This window comes from Salinibacter grassmerensis (genome assembly GCF_947077765.1).
Lineage (GTDB): Bacteria > Bacteroidota > Rhodothermia > Rhodothermales > Salinibacteraceae > Salinibacter > Salinibacter grassmerensis.
Map to the genome: position 1 here is coordinate 110,562 of NZ_CAMTTF010000002.1, position 18,151 is coordinate 128,712.

The 18,151-nt window shown below is 65.4% G+C and carries 18 protein-coding genes; 11 read left to right on the forward strand and 7 right to left on the reverse strand.

Annotated features, from left to right (window positions below; translation table 11 throughout):
* Window positions 1–10 precede the first annotated feature (10 nt).
* Window positions 11–490 carry a phasin family protein gene (locus tag OJB03_RS04735; RefSeq protein WP_263785650.1) on the forward strand — a complete coding sequence of 160 codons (480 nt, stop codon included), beginning with the start codon at window positions 11–13 and terminating at the stop codon, window positions 488–490.
* Here OJB03_RS04735 and OJB03_RS04740 read toward each other — a convergent pair.
* The 5 genes from OJB03_RS04740 to OJB03_RS04760 all read right to left on the reverse strand — a co-directional run bounded on the left by OJB03_RS04740 (window position 487) and on the right by OJB03_RS04760 (window position 5,790).
* The gene (locus OJB03_RS04740) at window positions 487–1,896 is read right to left on the reverse strand and encodes a WS/DGAT/MGAT family O-acyltransferase (protein ID WP_263785651.1); all 1,410 of its coding nucleotides are present in this window, start codon (window positions 1,894–1,896) and stop codon (window positions 487–489) included. The two genes, OJB03_RS04735 and OJB03_RS04740, sit on opposite strands and share 4 nt — an antisense overlap.
* A gap of 62 nt (window positions 1,897–1,958) precedes the next feature.
* On the reverse strand, window positions 1,959–3,161 hold the full coding sequence (locus OJB03_RS04745; RefSeq protein WP_263785652.1) for a DUF445 domain-containing protein: 1,203 nt from the start codon (window positions 3,159–3,161) through the stop codon (window positions 1,959–1,961).
* 48 nt (window positions 3,162–3,209) lie between these two features.
* A complete protein-coding gene (locus OJB03_RS04750; protein ID WP_263785653.1) occupies window positions 3,210–4,142 on the reverse strand; it encodes an MlaD family protein in 933 nt (310 codons plus the stop codon).
* A gap of 55 nt (window positions 4,143–4,197) precedes the next feature.
* Window positions 4,198–4,968: an ABC transporter ATP-binding protein gene (locus OJB03_RS04755; RefSeq protein WP_263785654.1), complete on the reverse strand. Its 771-nt coding sequence runs from the start codon at window positions 4,966–4,968 to the stop codon at window positions 4,198–4,200.
* Between the two features lie 69 nt (window positions 4,969–5,037).
* A complete protein-coding gene (locus OJB03_RS04760) occupies window positions 5,038–5,790 on the reverse strand; it encodes an MlaE family ABC transporter permease (protein WP_263785655.1) in 753 nt (250 codons plus the stop codon).
* Between the two features lie 233 nt (window positions 5,791–6,023).
* Here OJB03_RS04760 and radA point away from each other — a divergent pair, with 233 nt between their 5' ends.
* The 6 genes from radA to OJB03_RS04790 all read left to right on the forward strand — a co-directional run bounded on the left by radA (window position 6,024) and on the right by OJB03_RS04790 (window position 11,637).
* Window positions 6,024–7,403: a DNA repair protein RadA gene (gene radA, locus OJB03_RS04765; RefSeq protein WP_423816362.1), complete on the forward strand. Its 1,380-nt coding sequence runs from the start codon at window positions 6,024–6,026 to the stop codon at window positions 7,401–7,403.
* Window positions 7,404–7,544: 141 nt separating this feature from the next.
* Entirely contained in the window at window positions 7,545–8,150 is a 606-nt protein-coding gene (locus tag OJB03_RS04770; RefSeq protein ID WP_263785657.1) for an RNA polymerase sigma factor, read from the forward strand.
* A 48-nt stretch (window positions 8,151–8,198) separates the two neighbouring features.
* Window positions 8,199–8,768: a hypothetical protein gene (locus OJB03_RS04775; protein WP_263785658.1), complete on the forward strand. Its 570-nt coding sequence runs from the start codon at window positions 8,199–8,201 to the stop codon at window positions 8,766–8,768.
* A 54-nt stretch (window positions 8,769–8,822) separates the two neighbouring features.
* Complete coding sequence (locus OJB03_RS04780) at window positions 8,823–9,566, forward strand: hypothetical protein (RefSeq protein WP_263785659.1); 744 nt, start codon at window positions 8,823–8,825, stop codon at window positions 9,564–9,566.
* A 150-nt stretch (window positions 9,567–9,716) separates the two neighbouring features.
* Window positions 9,717–11,003, forward strand: a complete 1,287-nt coding sequence (locus OJB03_RS04785; RefSeq protein WP_263785660.1) for an N-acetylmuramoyl-L-alanine amidase family protein — start codon at window positions 9,717–9,719, stop codon at window positions 11,001–11,003.
* An 82-nt stretch (window positions 11,004–11,085) separates the two neighbouring features.
* Window positions 11,086–11,637: a hypothetical protein gene (locus tag OJB03_RS04790; protein ID WP_263785661.1), complete on the forward strand. Its 552-nt coding sequence runs from the start codon at window positions 11,086–11,088 to the stop codon at window positions 11,635–11,637.
* Between the two features lie 16 nt (window positions 11,638–11,653).
* On the opposite strand, the gene OJB03_RS04795 is transcribed toward OJB03_RS04790, so the two are convergent.
* Window positions 11,654–12,052, reverse strand: a complete 399-nt coding sequence (locus tag OJB03_RS04795; RefSeq protein ID WP_263785662.1) for a RidA family protein — start codon at window positions 12,050–12,052, stop codon at window positions 11,654–11,656.
* Between the two features lie 243 nt (window positions 12,053–12,295).
* Here OJB03_RS04795 and mnmA point away from each other — a divergent pair, with 243 nt between their 5' ends.
* The 3 genes from mnmA (at window position 12,296) to OJB03_RS04810 (ending at window position 16,083) form a co-directional block, all read left to right on the forward strand.
* Window positions 12,296–13,447 carry a tRNA 2-thiouridine(34) synthase MnmA gene (gene mnmA / locus OJB03_RS04800; protein ID WP_272507211.1) on the forward strand — a complete coding sequence of 384 codons (1,152 nt, stop codon included), beginning with the start codon at window positions 12,296–12,298 and terminating at the stop codon, window positions 13,445–13,447.
* Between the two features lie 224 nt (window positions 13,448–13,671).
* Window positions 13,672–15,102: an RtcB family protein gene (locus OJB03_RS04805; RefSeq protein WP_263785664.1), complete on the forward strand. Its 1,431-nt coding sequence runs from the start codon at window positions 13,672–13,674 to the stop codon at window positions 15,100–15,102.
* 240 nt (window positions 15,103–15,342) lie between these two features.
* The gene (locus OJB03_RS04810; protein ID WP_263785665.1) at window positions 15,343–16,083 is read left to right on the forward strand and encodes a response regulator transcription factor; all 741 of its coding nucleotides are present in this window, start codon (window positions 15,343–15,345) and stop codon (window positions 16,081–16,083) included.
* Between the two features lie 30 nt (window positions 16,084–16,113).
* Here OJB03_RS04810 and OJB03_RS04815 read toward each other — a convergent pair whose 3' ends face one another.
* Window positions 16,114–16,824, reverse strand: a complete 711-nt coding sequence (locus OJB03_RS04815) for a response regulator transcription factor (protein ID WP_263785666.1) — start codon at window positions 16,822–16,824, stop codon at window positions 16,114–16,116.
* Window positions 16,825–17,069: 245 nt separating this feature from the next.
* Between OJB03_RS04815 and OJB03_RS04820 the strand changes: the two genes are divergently transcribed.
* Window positions 17,070–18,140 carry a M42 family metallopeptidase gene (locus OJB03_RS04820; RefSeq protein WP_263785667.1) on the forward strand — a complete coding sequence of 357 codons (1,071 nt, stop codon included), beginning with the start codon at window positions 17,070–17,072 and terminating at the stop codon, window positions 18,138–18,140.
* The last annotated feature ends 11 nt before the right edge of the window (window positions 18,141–18,151 follow it).

Below are 18,151 nucleotides of genomic sequence, written 5' to 3' on the forward strand. Positions count from 1 at the left end.
ACGTAGACTCATGAGCGACAACGGACCCACAATTACCGTCACGCGTGGCACACGAACCGGGCGGTCCGGGCAGAAGCGCTCCGCGTCGGCCCGCTCGCGGTCGTCGGGGTGGGGCCTGCCGGGGCCCGGCTCGGTGGTATCGGGCCTGGTTCGAGGGGCGCGTGCGGCTTGGTGGGCCGGCCTCGGGGTCGTTGGGGCGGTGCAGGACGCCAGCACGCAGGTGTTCGACGCGCTCGTGGAGGAGGGCCGGTCGTGGGAGCGAGCCCGGCGCGAGCGCACGGAGGCGACGGCCCAGCGGGTGCGGCGGGTAACAGATGAATCCGATGCGATTCGGGCGGTGGGGGAACGCGCCCGGACGGAACTGAGCAGCATGCTCCGGCGGGTGGGCGTGCCGTCCCGCGATGACGTGGAGGAACTGCGCGAAAAGGTCGACGCCCTCGGCACCCAAATTGAGGCGCTCTCCCGCTCCGTCGAGGAGATGGATCCTTAATCTTGAGGGGACGACGTGGAGGGGCACCCGTCGTCCGCGGCGGGCAGCAGGTCGTTCGCGAGCCGGTCGAACTCGCGCTGAAAGCCCTCGATGATTGTGTCGGGATCGGGAATGAGGCCGGCGTCGCAGGCGATGCCGAGGCGCACCGTGCCGTCGTAGCTGAAGATGCTCACGCCCAGGCCCATGCGCCCCGCCCGCGGTACCCACGGCATCACGTGCTGCACGTGCCGCCCCTTCATGTGGAGCGGCTCCTGCGGCCCCGGCACATTCGTCATCACCGCACTGGCCCGGTTGCTGAAGTGGCGCACGGCGCGGTCCTCCACGCTCAGCGGCAGGTACCCGAGACTCTCCAGCACGCTGAGTGCGGCAACGGCCTCCGCCGAGCCCTTGAGCGCGTCCATGCGCTGCTTCACCGCCAGCATCCGCTCCAGGGGGTCGTCGAGGCCAACGGGCAGGTCCAGAAATACGAGCCCGAAGTGGTTGCCGAGCTCGAAGGCCTGCTCTCGCGGGCGCAGGTTGACCGGAATGAGGGCGCGCACCGTTTCCGTGTCGCTCGCCTCCGTGCGAGCGGCCAGGTAGTACCGCAGCGCGCCGGCCACCGCCCCGAGCAGCACGTCGTTCACCTTGGCGTCCACAATCCCTCCGATGCGCTTGACGCGGGCGAGGTCGAGGGGGGCGGACCACGTGGCGCGCTGCTTCACCCCCAGCTCGCCCTTGAGGAGGGTATCGTTGTCGTGGGGCAGCGAGAGAAACTTCGACAGGGACGCCCCGAAGCTCAAGCCCTGCTTCACACGCCGCAGGGCGCGGGACGGATTCGAGAGCGACTTTGCGCCTTCACGAAGCAGGCGTTGCCCGGTCCGGGCGGTGCCCCGGACGGTGTCGAGGGCGCTCTGCACCACGCCGGAGAGAAGGCCGCGGTCTTCCGTCGTTGGGAAGCGGCCCGGATCGAAATATTCGTCGGTCAGCGAGAGCAGCACCTCCAGCAGGGCCATGCCGTCGCCGATGCAGTGGTGCAGCCGCACGATGATGGCACTGCCGCCGAGGTAGTCTTCCACCAGTTCCATCTCCCAGAGCGGCTTGTCCCGGTCGAGAGGCACGCTCATGAGCTCACTCACCCGCTCTTTGAGTTCGTCGCGTCCGGCCGCGCCCGGCAGCGCCGTGCGGTGCACGTGCCGGTCGAGGTCGAAGTACGGGTCGGGCTCCCAGTAGGGAGAGCCCTCGGGGTCGCGCACCCGCTGCCGAAACCGGTCGAAGCCCAGGAAGCGCTCCTCCAGAAGCGTCTTGAACGTGTCGACGTCCATCGGGGCGTCGAGCACGAGCACGCCCGTGATGGTCATCAGGTTCGTCGGCTCGTCCATGCGCAGCCACGCCGCGTCGATGCCGGAAAGGGGCTCGTGGGGAGGCATGGCGATGAGGCGAGTCGTGAAAGAGAGCAAAGACGGCCGACCGGTGCGGGCGGTCTCGATCCTTACGAGGATGGCGTAGCATCTGTCCGGGCGCGGAAGAGGGTTTCGTCCACGGCGTAGATGGCAAGGCCGATCGTCGTGACTGCGACGAGCGCGGCTGCCGGCGCCCAGATGATGAAGCCGCCGATGATGCCGAGCGCCGCCCCGAGGTACTTGATGTAGTTGAGCTGCTCGTTGGTGGTGCGGCGCAGCAGCATTTCGAGCTGGCGCTCATCGTAAGCGCGGACGTTCTCGTAGATCATGCGCTCCAGGTCGAGCGTGTCTACGAGGCGGAGCACCACGCGCGTCAGCAGGGCCTCGATCTCGTCGCCGCGTCGCTCCAGTGCCGCGGGAAGGCGGTCGAGCACCGGGTCGAGTTCCTCGACCAGCGGGTCGACCGCGTCGGGCAGGCGCCGGACGGTCTCCCGCAACCGGGCCCGAAAGTCGTCCTCGCCGAAGTACCGGTAGGTGCGCAGCATCAGTCCCGAGAGGCCCTCCCCGGCCTGCGCCTCCACCTGCTCGGCCGTGAGGGCGACGATGCGTTTCTGCACCGACGGGGTGGAGAGCACGTCCCGCAGCACGCCACGGAGCAGGGCCTTCCCCTCCGTGCGCACCGCATCGTCGGTCGCCACGTCGCTGGCCGCCGCCACGAGCAGATCCCGGTACTTGGCGACGAGGCCGCTCTCCCGAATTTTCTCCTTGATGAGCGCCTTGTTGATGAGCTCGTCGCTCACCGCCTGGGCGAGGCGGTAGGCCACCCGCTCCCGCTGGGCGGGCACGAGGCCCTGGCCCACGAGGGGCCGCGGCTCGCGGGGCCGGAAGAGCATCGTGATGGCGAGCCAATTCGTGCCGAACCCGACGAGGCCGCTGACCGTGGTGAAGCGCAGCAGGCCCTCGAGCACAACGGGATACCCGGCCACGGTGAGGGTCACGCCGGGGAAGTCCCACACGAACGAGAGGGCAAAGAGTGCGCCCAGCACCCAGGGCAGGGCCTTCAGCACCGGCAGCCACCGGGCGTAGCTTCCCGTGCGCTTGGGGGGCGGGTCCACGGCCTCCTCGTCCGTGCCGGGGGCATCGGGCAGGTGGCGGCTCGCCGTGCGAAAGATCTGTCGCTGCAGGCGGGGCCACGACGCGTCGCGGCCAGCTGCACCGTTTTGGGACGAGGCACGCATCGCCGCCTCCGAGGCCTCCGGCTCGTCGTTCATGTTGGGGTCGGACGCAGCCACGAGCGAAGGGGCAGTTTCGTGCAGGAAATGGGTGTCGCGCGGCCCTTGCTAAAACACCTTCACGAGCGTCATGTCGTTCAGGTAGCGCCCCGGGTCGCGCTGGAAGTCCTGGAGAAGCGTGTTGGTGCGGGCCGCGGCCGAGTCCAGTCGCATGTAGAGGCTCGGGTCGTTGAGGAGGCGTCCGGCCGTGCCGTCGCCCTCGTTCAGCTTGGTGGCCACCGTGTCGAGCGTGGCGGACGTCTCCTCGAGGGAGGCGAGCCCCTGGTTGAGGCGATCGAGCGACTGGTTCAGACGCCGTACGGCCACATCCAACGAGTCGCCGTTTTCGCCCATGAACGTGTCGAGGTCGCTCGACACCGACTGCAGGTTCTGGAGGAGGGCGCGGATGGTTTTCTTCTCCGCCTCGGTGACCGATTCGAGGTCGCCCGTGATGTTTTTGGCCGAGGTGAGGGCCTGCCGCAGGTCGCTGCTCGGGTCCTGGAGCTGCGCGCTCAGGGCCGACATGGTCGTGTTTGTGCTCGTGAGCACACTGTCGGCCTTGTTTGCGAGCGCGGGGGCCTGGTCGGTGAGGCGGTCGAAGACACTTCCCTCAGGGGGCGCCGAGAGCATGGCGTCCGGCGGAAGCGGAGGGTTGTCCCTGGGACCTGGGATAATGCTAATGCGGACGCCCCCGATGCCACTGAAACCAGCCACCTTTGCGTGGGAGCCCTCCGGGATCCGAATGCCCTTCTCGATGCGGAGGCGGGCCCGCACGGTCTGGGTCTCTTGGTCGAGGCGGATCGACCCCACGGAGCCGACGTTGACGCCCTTCATGCGCACCGGGTTGCCCGCCGTGAGGCCGCTGGCCTCCTCGAATTCGGCCTTCACGGCGTACGTGTCCCCAAACAGTGGGAGGTCTTGAAGGAAGCGAACCCCAAAGATGGCCGCGATGACCGCGACGATGATGGCGATCCCAACCTTGATTTCGTTGCTGTATTCCATGTAGTGAGAAAGCGGCGTGCGAAAACGGCGAAGAGTCCGACACGAGCCGGAGGGGTCAGGCCGACGGCCCGGACAGGGCAGGGGGGGTGTCGCCCACCTGGTACTCGTTGGCTTTCACAAAGGAGTTGAGGTGCGGGTTCGAGCAGTCGTGAATCCCGGACACGGGCCCCACCCACTCAAGGCTGCGCTCGTGGAGAAAGGCGACCCGGTCGGCAATGGAGAGGACCGAGTGCATGTCGTGAGTCACGACAACACTCGTCACGTTAAGCTCCTCAGCGAGGTGGCTAATCAGGTCGTTGATGGTATTGGAGGTCTGGGGGTCGAGGCCACTCGTCGGCTCATCGTAGAGGATGTATTCCGGCTCGATGGCGATGGCCCGGGCGAGGGCGACCCGCTTCCGCATGCCCCCGGACAGGTCGGTCGGGCGCTGCGCCCCCGCTTCCGAGAGGCGAACGAGGTTGAGGCACTCCTGCACCCGATCCTGAATGCCCCCCTCGTCCAGCGACGAGAAGTAGCGGAGGGGGAAGGCAATGTTTTCGAACGTGGTCATCGAGTCGAACAGCGCGCCGCCCTGGAACAGGACGCCGAACCGGCGCCGGAGCCGGCGAAGGTCCTCGTAGGGAATTCCATCGATGTCCGTGTCGTCCACGAGCACACGCCCCGCGTCCGGTGTTAGCAGCCCCACGAAGTGCTTCATCAGCACGCTCTTCCCAGACCCGGACCGCCCGATGATCGCGAGCGTCTCGCCGTCGTGGATCTTGAGCGAGACGCCCTCGAGCACCTGGAGCGTTCCGAACCCCTTCGACAAGTTTTGGACCTCAATCATGGCGGGGAGGGAGGCACGTAACAGAAAGACGACCCGTGGCACGGGGCGGCGGGGGGCGCATCGGCCCCGTCACAGCAGCACCAGGGCGATGAGGAGGTCGGCGACGAGGATGAACACGCAACTTAGGACGGCGGCCTGAGTCGTGCTGTCGCCCACCCCCACGGCCCCGCTGCTCGTGTAGTAGCCCTTGTAGCAGGCGATGGAGGTGATGATAAACCCGAAGGTGAACGACTTGATGAGCCCGATGGTGGGGTCGAGCAGCTTGAAAAACTGGCGCGCGCCCTCCAGAAACTCGCCGGCGCTCAAGAACCCCCCAAAGTGCCCCACCCCGATGCCGGTCCCGATCCCGACGACGCAGGAGACGACGTACAGCACCGGAAACATGAGGACCCCGGCCAGCACGCGCGGAAGGATCAGGAACCCGACGGAGTTGAGCCCCATGACCTCCAGGGCGTCGATCTGCTCGGACACCCGCATCGTGCCCAGCTCCGCCGCGATCCGTGCGCCCACGCGCCCCGCCAGAATGAAGCCCGCGATGACGGCCCCCAGCTCCAGCATGATGGACGGCGCCACGATCGACCCGATGATCGTCTTCGGGATGAAGGGCGTCTCCAGTTGGTAAGCGGTCTGCACGGTAAACACCGCCCCCGTAAACGCTGCGGCGAGGGCGACGATGGGAATCGAGTCGATCCCCACGCGCACCATCTGGATGAAGAGGTTATTCCAGTAGGTGCCCACTTTGTCGATCGAGGCAAACGCCCGGCCCATGAGTGTTGCGTACCGGCCGAGGGCCCGAAACGGAGAGAGCAGAGCGTCGAGCAACGAGACAGAAGAGACGGAGAATGCGCAGGGCACGAACGGGACGGCCCGGAGCCGAGGAGGCTCCGAGCCATAGCCTGCATATGCACATCCAACTCGAGGAAGAGGTTCCTCTTCACCGCGACGCGGACGGATCCCTGGCGGGCCGGTGGCAGTGCACTACACACGCGCAGATGCCGCCGAATGGCGCGCCGCGTCCCCTTCAGTCGTCGACGCACGAATACACTGGTGTTTGCATGGCCAGCTCCGAGCCGCGATACGTATGTCAGGAATGTGGGCACGAGGCCCACAAGTGGATGGGCAAGTGCACCGGGTGCGGGTCCTGGAATACGCTCGTGAAGGAAGCCGAGAGTGCCGACGTGGAGGCCCAGGTCCCGGATCTCAGTCCGGACAATCAAAACGGAAGCGCGACGGCCCAGAACCAGCCGACCCAGCTGACGGAGGTGGAGATGGAGGGGGAGTCCCGTCTCCAAACCGGGGTCGACGAGTTCGACCGCGTCATGGGCGGCGGCATCATGCAGGGCTCGTTCAGCCTCATTGCCGGGGACCCTGGCATCGGCAAAAGCACGCTCATGACCGAGTTGGGCGGCTATCTGCCGGGCCGCAAGATCCTGTACGTGACCGGGGAGGAGTCGAAGCGGCAGGTCAAGTTACGCGCCCAGCGGCTCGGGGTCGACAGCGACGCCCTCTACCTGCTGGCCGAGACGAACGTGCAGGAGATCGCCAACGCCGTCGACAACGTAGAGCCCGACCTGCTCGTGGCCGACTCCATTCAGACGATCTACCGGCCCGACCTGACGAGCGCCCCCGGCTCGGTCAGCCAGGTGCGGGAGAGCACCGCCTCGCTCCTCAAGCTCACGAAGGAGCTGGAATTCTCGACCTTCCTCGTGGGGCACGTCACCAAGAAGGGCACCATCGCGGGGCCCCGAGTGCTGGAGCATATGGTGGACACGGTGTTGTACTTTGAGGGCGATCAGAACCACGCCTACCGCATCCTTCGCAGCGTGAAAAATCGCTTTGGGGCGGCCAACGAGATCGGGGTGTTTGAGATGCGGGAGGACGGGCTGCGGGAGGTGCCGAACCCGAGCGAGATCTTTCTGTCCGAGCGCGGCTATGGCGTGAGCGGATCCACGGTCGTGTGCTCCCTGGAGGGCACCCGCCCCATCCTGGTCGAGATCCAGGCACTCGTCACGCCCACCTCTTACAGCACCCCCCAGCGCACGGTTACCGGCTTCGCGTCGCAGCGGCTCCAGATGATCCTGGCGGTGCTGGAGAAGCGCGCCGGACTGGCCTTCAGCGACCATGACGTGTTCATCAACGTCGCGGGCGGGGTGCGTCTCGAAGAGCCGGCCGTGGACCTGGGCGTCGCCATCGCGGCGGCGTCCTCGTTCCGTGACATTCCCGCCGACACCGGCTCGGCCCTCATCGGCGAGGTGGGGCTCGGCGGCGAGATCCGCACCGTGAGCCGAGTCGAGCCGCGCCTCAAGGAGGCCGCCAAGCTGGGCTTCGACCGGGCGGTGGTGCCGGAGAACAACCTCGATCGCATTGCGGGAGACTACGACATCGACGTGACCGGGGCGCAGCAGTTGAAGGAAGTCGTGGACGTGGTCCTGTAACGGCGGACCGCTGCCACGGAACAGTCCTTGTAAACGTAGACCATTCGAGCGCATAGGGCATGTAATAATTGCGCTGGGACGCTCGTTTGAATCAGCACCATGCCCTTCCGTCCCGGCACTTGCCAATGATTGGGTTTCCGCATGCAGCCTACGGATGAGGAACTGGTATCGGCGTACCTGGACGAGAGCGACGAGCAGGCCTTTCGGCGGCTCGTCGAACGGCACCAGGACCGTATCTTTGGCTACCTGATGGGCATGGTGAAAGACCGGGCGGTGGCCAACGATCTCTTCCAGGAAACCTTCGAGCGCGTAGTGAAGGCCATGCATGGCGAACGCGGGTCGTACGACCGGCAGGGCCAGTGGCTGAGTTGGGTGATGAGCATTGCGCGCAACGCGGCGATCGACCACACGCGGAAGCAAAAGAAGTGGACGGACGTGCCGCAGGACGAGGACGACGGGCGGTCCTTCTGGGATACCCTTGAGGACGACTCGCCCTACGCCGACGAGCAGCTCCACCGCGCGGAGCAGCGCGAGTGGCTCGACGACCACATCGAACAGCTCGCGCCCGAGCAGAAAGAGGTGCTGCTCCTGCGGCAGGAGACGGATCTCACTTTTCGGGAGATCGCGGAGCTCCAGGACGTGTCCATCAACACCGCCCTTGGCCGCATGCGGTACGCCCTCAAGAACCTTCGCAAGATGATGGAGGCCTCCGACGAGACCGCGCTGGTCGGCACGATCGATACGTGAAGATTCCGGCGCGGTCCGGCCTGCTCCACAGAGCAACTCTTTTCTCCTATGGACGATCGGCTACGTCTCATTCGGTACCTGTACGACGAAGAGGTGGACGAGTCGGCGCTTGCGCGCCGGCTGTCCGGCGATGAGGACCTCTACCGCGAGTACGAAGAGCTGGCCGCGACGAAGCGGGCGCTCGACGACCGGCCCGCACGCCAGCCGGACGCGGCGGTCGTGGACCAGGTGGTGGACGAGGCCCGCACGGCTGCCCAATCGGCCGCCCCCCCAACCGAGGACCGCCCGGCGCGCGCCCCATCCCACTCCTGGACCCGCCGCCTGCAGCCGGCCAGCGCCGCGCTCGCCCTGCTGTTGGTCATCGGGCTGGGGTGGTGGCAGGGAGGCGGAACGTCCGGCGGCCCGGTCGCGGACTCCGCGACGCCCGGCGCGCCTCAAGATGAAGGAACGCCCCAGCGGGCCCCTGCGACCGCCGAGACCCAGACGCGTGACGCGGACGCCATTCCGGCGTGGGACGACGGGGAAGAGTTGATCCGCATACAGCGCCGCATCGACCGGCTGCAGGCACGGAGCGCGCCGGACCGGTGGGGCTCCCTCCAGCGGGTCAGCCGCCCCTAGAATCTTTCCCTTCCCAATACACCTCGCGCACCACCGTTTCCGTCTCGCTCCCCCATGATCGCTCTGCACCGCCTGCATTCTACCTGTCGTCGGCTCGTGGCTGGGCTCGCCCTGGGGCTTCTCCTGTGGGGCTCGCTTCTGCCCGCCGCGTCCGCCCAGCAGACCCACACGCTGAACATTCAGGACGGCACGGTCTACGTCGACGGACGGCCTCTATCGGCGGACCAGCTCCCGGACAGCTTAGACCTGCGAGGGGTGCGGGCCAACTACCGGTTCGTGGGCGTCCGGCGCCCCGTCATCGAGCTCAGGGGGCGTCTGTTCGTCGTGCAGGACGGGCTGAGGCCCATCACTGAAGAGGAGGTGCGACAGCAGCGCGCCTCCGTCGTGCTGGGAAACGGCGGGGTGCAGGCACGAGCCTCTTCGTCCTCTGACAGGGTCGGGGCCGCGAGTTCCCCCGAGGCGTCGCACCGGCAGTATCTCGATGCGGTGCAACGCTCCAGCCGGGAGCTCTACGAGCGGCTCCAGCGCGAGCGCCAGATGGAGCAGGACGCGCAGAACCTCGCGCGCACCGTTCGGTTGCTACCGAAGGGCGCTGAGCGACAGGCCCAGATCGACACGCTCCGCACCATGCTCGAAGATATCTTTGCGGTAAAGCAGGAAAACCGGCGCCGCGAGATTGAGCGCCTGCAGCGGCAGATCCGAGAACTGCAGGAAAACCTTCAGCGGCGAGCACAGATGCGGGACCGGATGATTGACCGGCACCTCCGCCAGCTCATCGACTCCACGCGCGGCCGCTGACGGTGCCGCGCAGGACCGCCCGCCGCCCGAAAGGTCCTCGTCGTCACCTCATCCTTTACTTTAAGTGGGCTGCGTCGCACCTTGTGGGGCAACGGTGGGACAAAATCACCGTCCGCACGTCGCTTTTCGTCAGGGGTGTCGCATTGATCTATGGATTGGTTCCCGGCCCACATCGCTCGTCGTGTCGACTACGGGCATGGATCTCGTCGGGGCCTGCTGTGGCTCGTGGTTGGGCTTCTGCTTCTAGCAGCGGGGCCGGCCCGGGCCGAAGTCCTCGTGACCGACGTGATCTTCTCTCCCCGATCCGACGGGCAGGGGTACGTCGTGCGCGTCCGGACGACGTCCTCCCCGGAAGCGTACATGCTGCAGCCGGACGAGGCGCGCGAACTAAAGTGGGTGCTCTACAACACGACCCTCCACGAGGACTACGAAAAGCGGGCGCCGGAAGGGCCGATTGAGGACTACACGGTGACGCAGCAAAACGGCCACCTCATCCTCCGGGTGAGTCTGGCTGCAGACCGGTCGGTCTCGCCCACGGCCTACCGTGATGGGGCGTCCGACGACCTGCTGCTAAACCTTGCGTACGACGACGCGACGCCGGTGGCCACGGAGGCCGCCTCGTCCCCGGCGTCGACTGCGTCTGCCTCGTCTTCATCCTCTGAGGACGAGCCCACGGCCCCTTCGGCAGAACGACGCCAGCGAGATCCGGTAGCGGCCCTCTCCCGTGAGCGCTCACGGCTCGACACGGTGGTAATCGACCCAGGGCATGGGGGCAAGGATCCGGGGGCCGTGGCCCATGGCCTGGAGGAGAAAGACATTGTGCTGGATGTGGCCCACAAGCTCGAAGATTATGTCGAGAACCGCCTCAACCTTGAAGTGATCTACACCCGGTCGGACGATCGCTTCATTGCCCTGGAGGAGCGTGGCCACCTCGCCAACCGGGCGGGCGGAGACCTTTTCATCTCGCTCCACGCCAACGCCTTTCAGTCCTCGTCCGTCCAGGGCACCGAGACGTACTTTCTGGGGCGCTCCAAGACGGACGCGGCACGGCGCGTGATGAAGCAGGAGAACAGCGTCGTGCGGGAGTACGAGGAGAATCCGGACCGCTACGACGAGTACGACGCGGAGGCCTTTGTGAAGGGAGAGCTCTTTCTTAGCGCCAGCATGCAGTTCAGCGAGGAGTTCGCCTCGATCGTGCAGAACCAGTTCAAAGAGCGGGTTCAGCGTCGCAGCCGTGGGGTGCACCAGGCCGGGTTCTACGTCCTGTGGAGCGCCTCGATGCCGTCGGTCCTCGTGGAGCTAGGGTACCTGACCAATCCCCAGGAGGCCCGCTTCCTCAACAGCGACCGGGGCCAGACCTATCTGGCGAGTGCCATTTTTCGGGCCGTGCGGAAGTATAAGAACCAGTACAACAAGGGCATCGTCTCCAGTGAGTAGCTGCCCGCGCACGGTGTTGGAATGAGCGGTCCTAAGCTTCTCTTACTGGTGCCCCACGTCTTCACAGCCGACCGCATGTGTCATGACTGTTGCCGAATGTATTCGGTCCCGAGGACCCTTGCTAATCGTGCTGCTGGCCGGTGTGGTATGGACCAGCTGTGACCTTGCGTCGGCGGGCAACACGGTCATCCTGAGTGCGAACTCGCCCCCATCCATCGAGCCGACCGTGCAGCACCGGTTCGAGTACGAAAAAGAGGCTGTTGTGGACGGGAGAGTGGCAGTCGAGTCGGAGATTCAGTTGGATTCTCTCGACAACATCTTGTCCCGTAACGGATTCGGTCGGAGCGATGTGGTCGACGCCCGGATTGATAGCGTAGAAGTTAACCGGGAATCTGCCCCGTCGCTGACAGATGCAGATGTGTTCCTAGGAACGAGCGCAGACGGCCCTCGCGTCGCCCAGGTTGCGTCTTTTCCAGACGGCGCGTCGTCTGTCGTTGATGACACGTCCACGCCCGTTCGCGAGGCGGTCCAAAACCGAATACGAACGCTCCACGGCCGGTTTGGGCTAGAGCGTCCTGATGACGGGGTGGTCCGGGCCAAAGTGTATTACCGTCTCAAGGTAGAGGGTGTGTAGGGGGCCTCCCAGAGCCCTACCGGATGGCAATGCAGGACACCTCGACCCGCGCGTTGCGGGGGAGCTCGGCTACCTGTACGGCCTGCCGGGCCGGCGGCTTCTCGTTGAAGTACCGCGCGTACACCTCGTTGATCTGCGCGTAGTCGTTCATGTCGGTCATGAAGACCTCGCACCGCACCACGTTCTCGAACGACATGCTCGCGGCCTTCAGGACGGCCCCAACGTTTTCGAGCACGCGCTCTGTTTCCGCCTCGATTGCCCCATCAACCATGCTGTCGGTGTCCGGGTCGATCGCGATTTGGCCCGAGACGTAAAGCCGGCCGTCAACGAGAACGCCCTGGCTGTACGGGCCGATGGCCGCGGGGGCGAGGGGGGTCGTGACGGTACTACGAGACGCAGAGGTCGACGTGGACATAGGGTTACGTATCGAAGGGATTTGGTAGAAAGCGACATCTCCAAACTTCTGTTTTCCGGGGATGTGGTACAAGCAAATATTTTCTGAAGACCATTCCTTGTCCGAATCGGTCGAACCGCAGGCTGTGGGAGTGGACACAGGCGTTTCTGTTTGGAAGGGCACCAGGGCGAATAGGAGGAACGCCCGTCCATGCGCGACGGTTTTATCTCTCTACAGTATTCTCTTCTACTCATCGTCTACACCATGAGCAAAAAGGGACGTGTGCTCGTCGCCATGAGCGGCGGTGTCGACTCCTCGGTGACGGCCGTGCTGCTCAAGGAACGCGGCTACGACGTAGTGGGCCTCACCATGAAAACCTGGGACTACTCCACCAGCGGGGGGCGCGACGGGAAAGAGGTGGGCTGTTGCTCCATCGAGTCGATGAACGACGCCCGCGTGGTGGCGACCAAGCACGGCTTTCCGCACTTCGTAGTGGACCTTCGAGAGGAGTTCGGGGACTGGGTGATTGAGCGCTTCACCGACGAGTACCTCTCGGGCCGCACGCCCAACCCCTGTGTGCTCTGCAACACCCACATCAAGTGGGATGCCCTGCTACAGCGGGCCGACGACCTGGACTGCGAGTACATCGCCACGGGGCACTATGCCAACGTGCGCTACGATGACGAGCGGGATCGACACCTCTTGAGCCGTGGGCTCGACCGCAACAAGGACCAGAGCTACGCGCTCTGGGGCCTGCCGCAGGAGCACCTCGCCCGGTCGATCTTCCCGCTCGGCGCCTACGAGAAGCCGGAGATTCGTGAGATGGCGGCGGAATTCGGCCTCGACAATGTGGCCGACAAGCCCGACTCCTACGAGATCTGCTTCATTCCGGACAACGATTACCCCCGCTTCCTGAAGGACCGTGTCGACGGGCTCGAGGACGAGGTGAGCGGCGGCAAGTTTGTGCTCAGCGACGGCACCGTAGTGGGCACGCACGACGGCTATCCCTTCTACACCATCGGCCAGCGTCGGGGGCTCGACCTTGCGCTCGGCGAGCGCGTCTACGTGACCGACATTGATCCCGAGACGAATACGATTACGGTGGGGCCGAAGGAGGAACTCATGGAGCAAACCCTGACGGCCCACGAGATCAACCTCGTAAAGTATCCCGAGTTTGAAGGAGAGCGCCCGGCCTGGGGCACCATCCGCTACAACGACGACGGGGCGGGATGCCTCGCCTGGCAGCCAGACGAGGATACCTTGAAGGTGGCCTTTGCCGAGCCGAAGCGCGCCATTACGCCGGGACAGAGCCTCGTGCTATACGAGGAAGACGACGTGCTCGGTGGGGGGTGGATTCGCGAGGTAGGCAGTGCCGAGGCCGAGACGGCGGAGCAGGCGGCCGAGGCGCCCGCGTGAGCCCGCCGAAGCCGACGTGCTGAGGGAGGGAGGAGTGGTGCCCGAATCACGCGCACCGCGCTTTCGGGGAAGGGAGGTGTGGCGCGGTGACGCGCGAAAATCGACCGGGAGGAACACTGAATTTCTCCCGATGGTTCAATTTCCACTCACTTACGTCTCAAAAATAACAAGACGCGGCGCTCTGGACGGCCGTTTGTCCAGGAGCGTGCGCGAGCCCCTAGCGTATGGAACGCACGGACCTGACGCGGATCGACGAGTTCACATGGGAAATTCCCCAGTCGTTCCAGGACGCAATGCGGGTGCCCGTGCGCATCCTCGCGAGTGAGAATCTCATCGACGAGATTCTCGAGCGAAAGGCCATTGATCAGGCCATTCGCACCTCGATGCTATCCGGGCTGGTGGGACACCTCGTGGTGATGCCCGATGTCTACAGTGGGCAGGGGGCACCGGTGGGCATCGTGGCCGTGTCGAAGTGGCCGGTGGGCACCATTGCGCCCGGTGCCATCGGGCACGACATCAACGCGGGCGTCCGGCTGCTGGGGTCGGACATCAAGGCGGAGGAGGCGGAGGGCAACTTCGACGCCCTCGCTGACGCCCTGAAGGATCACATCCCGAGCGGGACGGACGCAGAAGGGTCCATCTCACTCAACAAGAGCGAGGTCGACCACGTTGCCCAGTCTGGTGCCCAGTGGGCCCTGCGCAAAGACATGGCGCAGCAGGATGACCTCGTCCGCGCCGAGGAGGGGGGGCGCCTCAACGAGGCGGACCCGAAGAAGGTGAGTGAGGCGGCCCGGTCGATCGGAGCGCAGCAGCTTGGGACGCTCGGGGGCGGGGAGCACTTCATCGAGATTCACTCCGTGGAGGAGGTCTTCAACCGCGCGGCGGCCGTCACAATGGGACTCAAGGAGGGCACCCTTGTCGCCCAAATTCACTGCGGCTCCCGTGGGTACGGACGTCAGGTCTGTGCCGACTACATCGAGCGGTTCCAGGAGGTGGCGCCGTCGTACGACGTCGATCCGCCGGACCCGAATTTGGCGTCGGTGCCGCTCGACTCAGGGGAGGCCGAAGACTACATGGGGGCGATGCGGGCCGCGGCCAACTACGCCTACGCCAACCGCCAGGTGCTGGCCCACCGCGTCCGTGAGGTGTTCGACGACCTGCTTGACGGATCCGGTCAGCGGCTCAAGACGGTCTACGACGTGGCCCACAACCTAGGGCAGGTGGAGATGCATCAGGTCGACGGCAAGCACATGCGCTGCTACGTCCACCGCAAGGGGGCGGCGCGCGCCTTCGGCCCCGGCACGCCAGGCATCTCGCTTCCGTACCGCGCCCTGGGACAGCCGGTGCTGGTCCCTGGAAGCATGGGCGAGACCTCGTGGGTCATGCTGGCCACCCGCGACGCCATGCAGAAGAGCTTCGGGTCGGCCTGCCACGGCGCCGGACGGACCATGAGCCGCCACGAGGCAAACCACCAGGCCGAGCCGGTGCCGCTCGAGGGGGACGGAGATGGCGTCGCCGTCCGGTCCGGCGACGGATCAGCGTCCGCCGGCGTCCAGCTCAAGGAAAACATCGGCGGAGTCGTGGAGACGGTAGCCGGGTCGCGACTCGCCGGCAAGGTGGCGCGACTGGAGCCCCTCGCCGTCATGCACGGATAAATCCCTGGGCGTCTCCAGGCCACCGCTCCTTCTCTGTCTCGGCCGCGGGTCCCATGTGGGCTCGCCGTGGCAGGCAGGGCGTGCGAGTGGCCGAAGAGATGTGAACCTGTTGAACCAGTCCCTCTTTTTCCGAGAGGGTAATAGGACAGGGCCTCACATCGGAAGCGTACCGTGCTTGGTGTCGTATAGGCAACTCAGGTTTATTCCAGTTCTCCTCCCCACTTAACTCTTCCTGTTCCCATGTCTGACTCCGACCCTGAAGGCCCATCCCTCCTCGTCGTCGAGGATGACAGCGAGCTTAGCACGAGTCTTCTGCTCTACCTAGAATCCGAGGGCTACGAGGTGACGCTTGCCGAGACGGGGGAAACGGCCCTGGATGAGGCCACGCGGTTGCCGGGGTACGACCTCATCGTTCTCGATGCAAAACTGCCCGACCTCAGTGGCTTCGAGGTGCTCCGACAGTCCCGCGACGATGGCGTCCGCACGCCGGTGCTCATGCTCACGGGCCTCGGGGACCACGAGCACAAGATGCGGGGCTTTCAGGTGGGGGCCGACGACTACTTGACGAAGCCGTTCGAGACGGAGGAGCTGGTGGCACGGATCGACGTGCTGCTTCGTCGGGAGGCGGAGGCGACCGACGAAACCGGAACGTTTCAGGTCGGGGGGCTCCGCGTGGATCTCGAAGAAGACGATGTCTCGCGGGGCGGAGAACCCGTCGACCTCACAGATCTGGAGTACAAACTGCTCGCCTACCTGCTGCGTCGGCGCGGCCGCACGGCCACCCGGGAGCAAATTCTTCGCGACGTGTGGGACCTGCCCACTGAGGTGGAGACGCGCACCATCGACCGGCACGTCAACGCCCTCCGCGACGTCATGGACGGCGAGGAGGAGGACGAGTGGCCCATCCAGAGCGTATACGGGATCGGGTACAAGTTGGAGGGCGCCGAGCGGACGACGGAGTCCGAGCAGGAGACGGTGTAGGCAACCGTCCCGCTGGGCCGATCAGGTGGACTACTCGTCGTCGAACCGATAGCCAATGCCGTAGACCGTCTCGATGTAGGTAGGGTCGGACGGGTCCGGCTCAATCTTCTTGCGGACCGAGGCCATGTGGCGGTCAATCGTCCGTGTGATGATGTTTTCGTCGATGCCCCAGACGTCCCGCAGCAACTGCTTGCGCGTGACGGTACGGCCCTTGTGCTGGATGAGGTAGCGCAGAATGTCGAACTCCAGGGCCGTGAAGTTGAGCTCGTCGTCGTCTCGGTAGGCCTCGTGGGTCGAGAAATTCACCTCTACGTCCCCAATCTCGTAGACGTCCATCGGGGCCTCGGCGGGCGGCATGGTGCGCTGGAGGATGGCCTTCACCCGGGCCGCCAGCTCTTCTACATTGAACGGCTTGGTGACGTAGTCGTCCGCCCCGAGGCCGAACCCCTTCAACTTTGATTCCTGCTCGCCACGGCCCGTAATCATGAGAACGGGGGCGCTGAAGCCCATCTCCTGCGACTCCTTGAGCACCTCAAAGCCGTCCTTTCCGGGCAGCATTACGTCGAGCAGGACAACATCACACTTGTCCATGTCCTTCATTTTCTGAAGGGCCGCTTCCCCGTCCTCGGCTGTGTCTACCTCGTAGTCTTCGAGTTCGAAATACTCTTCGAGCCCCATGAGGATGTCGGTATCGTCCTCCACAATCAACATGTGGTAGGTGCGGTCCGTCGTCGTCGGCATGACTGGAAGGGTGGGTCGGGGAAGAGAGAAATCGCGAAGTGGGCGTCCGAGAAGTGATCATAACATAGCTCTGTCTTTTCGTTTTGGTCCCGCGGGGACCGGTGAGGCTGTGACGGTCGGGTTGGAAACCGTCGGGCCCGCCAAAATTTGGCGTGTGCTTTGGACACCGCGTGGGGACGCCCCGTATGAGAGAATGCTACTTGACCTAATCTCTGCGATCCCACTCACCCATCCTCTTTGCCTGCATGACCGACGACGCGCAATCGTTCTTCTTCGATCTTCTCGACACCCCGAGCCCCACCGGGTTCGAGGCCCCCGGTCAGCGCGTGTGGACCGAGTATGTGCGCGACCACGCCGACGCGGTGGAGACCGACGCATACGGGACGGCCTGGGCCCGACTGGAGGGCACGGCCGACGACGCCCCGAGCGTCATGCTCGACGCGCACGCCGACGAGATCGGGTTCATGGTGCGCCACATCACCGACGACGGCTTTATCTACATCAACCGCATCGGCGGGTCCGACCGCGCCATTGCGCGGGGACTGCGTGTGCGCATCCTGGGGGACGACGGACCGGTCACCGGCGTGGTGGGCAACACGGCCATCCACATCCGTGACACCAAGAACGAGAAGGTGCCCAAGGTGCACGAGCTGTTCGTGGACATCGGGGCCGAGGACGAGGAGGCGGTGCATGACCGCGGCATTCGGGTAGGGCACCCGATGGTGTTCGACGTGGGCCCGACCGAGTTGACCGACACCCGCATCACCGCTCGCGCCATCGACAACCGGCTCGGCGGCTTTATCCTCGCGCAGGCCGTGGCGCGACTTGCCGAGGATCGGCCGGCGTGGCAGGTGCAGGCCGCCAACTCGGTGCAGGAAGAGATCGGCGGACACGGGGCGAAGATGATCACGCACCGTCTCAATCCCGACGCCGCCGTTGCGTTCGACGTGACCCACGCCACGGACTCGCCGGGCATCAGCAGCACCAAGCACGGCGATGTTGAGCTCGGGGAGGGGCCGACCGTGACGCACGGCACGTCCAACCACCCGCAGCTCGTGGAGCGCGTCATCGAGGTGGCCGACGCCGAGGACATTCCGCTCCAGCACGAGCCCAGCAGCCGCCGCACCGGCACCGACACCGACTCCATCTTTAAGACCCGCAGCGGCGTGCCCAGCGTGCTTCTGTCTGTGCCGCTCCGCTACATGCACTCGACCGTCGAGGTGGTCGACACCGACGACATCGAGCACTGCGTGCAGCTCTACGCGGCGCTCGTGCGTTCCTTCGGGGCGGACGAAGAGTTTGGCGTCTCGCTGTAGGCGTCCGGCGG

Bases quoted from the DNA above. Each gene is read 5' to 3' on its own strand.
- OJB03_RS04770 (WP_263785657.1), top strand. From the start codon at position 7,545: ATGCAGCCTACGGATGAGGAACTGGTATCGGCGTACCTGGACGAGAGC.
- OJB03_RS04780 (WP_263785659.1), top strand. From the start codon at position 8,823: ATGATCGCTCTGCACCGCCTGCATTCTACCTGTCGTCGGCTCGTGGCT.
- mnmA (WP_272507211.1), top strand. From the start codon at position 12,296: ATGAGCAAAAAGGGACGTGTGCTCGTCGCCATGAGCGGCGGTGTCGAC.
- OJB03_RS04750 (WP_263785653.1), bottom strand. From the start codon at position 4,142: ATGGAATACAGCAACGAAATCAAGGTTGGGATCGCCATCATCGTCGCG.
- OJB03_RS04805 (WP_263785664.1), top strand. From the start codon at position 13,672: ATGGAACGCACGGACCTGACGCGGATCGACGAGTTCACATGGGAAATT.
- OJB03_RS04815 (WP_263785666.1), bottom strand. From the start codon at position 16,824: ATGCCGACGACGACGGACCGCACCTACCACATGTTGATTGTGGAGGAC.
- radA (WP_423816362.1), top strand. From the start codon at position 6,024: ATGGCCAGCTCCGAGCCGCGATACGTATGTCAGGAATGTGGGCACGAG.
- OJB03_RS04785 (WP_263785660.1), top strand. From the start codon at position 9,717: ATGGATTGGTTCCCGGCCCACATCGCTCGTCGTGTCGACTACGGGCAT.
- OJB03_RS04775 (WP_263785658.1), top strand. From the start codon at position 8,199: ATGGACGATCGGCTACGTCTCATTCGGTACCTGTACGACGAAGAGGTG.
- OJB03_RS04810 (WP_263785665.1), top strand. From the start codon at position 15,343: ATGTCTGACTCCGACCCTGAAGGCCCATCCCTCCTCGTCGTCGAGGAT.
- OJB03_RS04820 (WP_263785667.1), top strand. From the start codon at position 17,070: ATGACCGACGACGCGCAATCGTTCTTCTTCGATCTTCTCGACACCCCG.
- OJB03_RS04735 (WP_263785650.1), top strand. From the start codon at position 11: ATGAGCGACAACGGACCCACAATTACCGTCACGCGTGGCACACGAACC.
- OJB03_RS04755 (WP_263785654.1), bottom strand. From the start codon at position 4,968: ATGATTGAGGTCCAAAACTTGTCGAAGGGGTTCGGAACGCTCCAGGTG.
- OJB03_RS04795 (WP_263785662.1), bottom strand. From the start codon at position 12,052: ATGTCCACGTCGACCTCTGCGTCTCGTAGTACCGTCACGACCCCCCTC.
- OJB03_RS04790 (WP_263785661.1), top strand. From the start codon at position 11,086: ATGACTGTTGCCGAATGTATTCGGTCCCGAGGACCCTTGCTAATCGTG.
- OJB03_RS04740 (WP_263785651.1), bottom strand. From the start codon at position 1,896: ATGCCTCCCCACGAGCCCCTTTCCGGCATCGACGCGGCGTGGCTGCGC.